Source organism: Neobacillus sp. NRS-1170 (assembly GCF_050468025.1).
Genome location: NZ_JBITPF010000138.1, coordinates 1 through 1,864, shown reverse-complemented (window position 1 = coordinate 1,864; position 1,864 = coordinate 1). Strand labels below are relative to the sequence as shown.

2 protein-coding genes are annotated in these 1,864 nt (G+C 33.3%); both read left to right on the top strand.

What is annotated here, in order from left to right; genetic code table 11:
• Positions 1 to 137 precede the first annotated feature (137 nt).
• Positions 138 to 659 carry a DUF6368 family protein gene (locus tag ACIFOT_RS32475; protein ID WP_430073126.1) on the top strand — a complete coding sequence of 174 codons (522 nt, stop codon included), beginning with the start codon at positions 138 to 140 and terminating at the stop codon, positions 657 to 659.
• A gap of 611 nt (positions 660 to 1,270) precedes the next feature.
• Positions 1,271 to 1,840: a histidine phosphatase family protein gene (locus ACIFOT_RS32470; RefSeq protein ID WP_430073124.1), complete on the top strand. Its 570-nt coding sequence runs from the start codon at positions 1,271 to 1,273 to the stop codon at positions 1,838 to 1,840.
• Positions 1,841 to 1,864: the final 24 nt, after the last annotated feature.

Genomic DNA, 1,864 nt, shown 5'->3' with positions numbered 1-1,864 from the left:
CATGGATGGCTAACGGGTGCAAGAGTTCAAAAATGGGATTGCTGCGGTGGTCCTTTTTTTATTGCACTAACGAGGCAGGATAGTTGAGAAGCAATATAGAAAATATATTTTAAATTAACTTGATAAGGTGGGTGAATATGTCTGGTCCAGCGGTAGGCATTTTATTGAAGGAACCTTTGTCAAACAATGAAACAGATGAACTTTATCAATTCATTAAAAATTGCAGTAGCTCACATGAAATAGATCTAGATAATGCATTGAGCTTTTGGATAAGTGATGCAACGCCTTTAGGACTTTCTTATAAAGGATTTGGGCTACCTTTTGTGATTGGAATCGAAGAAGAATTTTTAGTTGATTTTGATATGGACTCAATCCATCAAGCAATTCGTTTCATTCCTAAACAAGAGATAGACATTGTCGCAATGTGCAATGGAAGTGATGATCATTATATTTTAGCAAAATTAGCTATAATTCTAGCTGAAAAGTACGATGGGATAATTAATATGGATTATGAATTACCTAAATCTTTAACAAATAGAATAACTGGTTCAATATGGAAAGTACCCTATTTAACTATAGGAGATGAAATAGCCTTTGTACATTTCGTTGATGTTACGTTTTTAAAAAATTGGTTAAAAGAACCTAATTTTCGTATATAAAGTAACCCAAAAGTATTTGCCTTTATATTAATAGAGCGTCGATTTCTTGTCGAACTAACGGGTGCTTATGTTAAAGATGGGATGGCTGCAGCTATCCCATTTTTTATTGTGCTAACGGTGCAGGATAGTTCAAAAAAGAAGATTTGACAACTAATTAAAAAGGAAAATTTAACCTTTGGTGAATGTTTTGTGGAAGATAGAATATATATCGAAACGGATGGTGTCGTAATGAATAAATTCTTATTAATTTTTGGAATAGTGGTATTTTTGTATTGCTTATATCTTTTTGCTGTATCTATCTATGCAACTAATTCGGACCCATATATTTTTTATATATCTATATTTGGAATGCTAAATGCAAGTATAGCCATCGCTGTTTCTGAAATCTTAGATAAAGTTAACACAAGTAAATCGTAAGAAATCCTATGAAGCTGCAATTCTTGGTGATTTCTTATTCTCCAACGGGTGCTTATGTTAAAAAAGGGTCGCTGCGGCGATCCTTTTTCTTGTTGAACTAACGAGGCAGGATAGTTGAAGAAGGATTTCTTAATTCTTTTATAGAATAACAGTTAATGGTAGTAAAGTAACGTGTAAATGCTAGGAGAAGAATTATGGAAATATCATTGATTAGACATGGAAAATCACTACTAACTGAAAATGATAAAATAACTTCTTTGGAATTTAAGAAGTGGGTTGAAAAGTATGATTACAACGGAGTGTTTGAAGAGTCAACATATCCCTCGACAACCCTTGAAAAAATTGCAACTGCAAATGTTGTTATTACAAGTGATTTAAATAGGGCTGTTGAATCTGCAAGATTATTAAATCCAGTTACGGAAATCATTACTGACCCTTTATTCAGAGAAACGGAGTTACCTTCTAATGCATCTCAATTATTTAATGTGAAATTAAAGCCAAGTATCTGGGCAATTGTATTAAGAATACTATGGTTCAGTGGTTACTCAAACGAGTGCGAGTCTTTGAATCAAGCAAAATTTAGGGCAAATAAGGCATCGCAACAGCTAATTGATTATGCTAATGAATATAAATCGGTGGCTTTAGTTGGACACGGTTTTTTCAATATGTTAATTGCTAAAGAGTTACGGAAAAAGGGATGGAAAGGTACAAGAAAAAGGGATGCAAAGCATTGGAATTGTATGTCATTTTCCTTGTTCAACTAACGGGTGCGAGAGTTAAAGATACAA

Excerpts from the sequence above, each read along its gene's own strand:
- ACIFOT_RS32470 (WP_430073124.1), top strand. The coding sequence starts at position 1,271 with ATGGAAATATCATTGATTAGACATGGAAAATCACTACTAACTGAAAAT.
- ACIFOT_RS32475 (WP_430073126.1), top strand. The coding sequence starts at position 138 with ATGTCTGGTCCAGCGGTAGGCATTTTATTGAAGGAACCTTTGTCAAAC.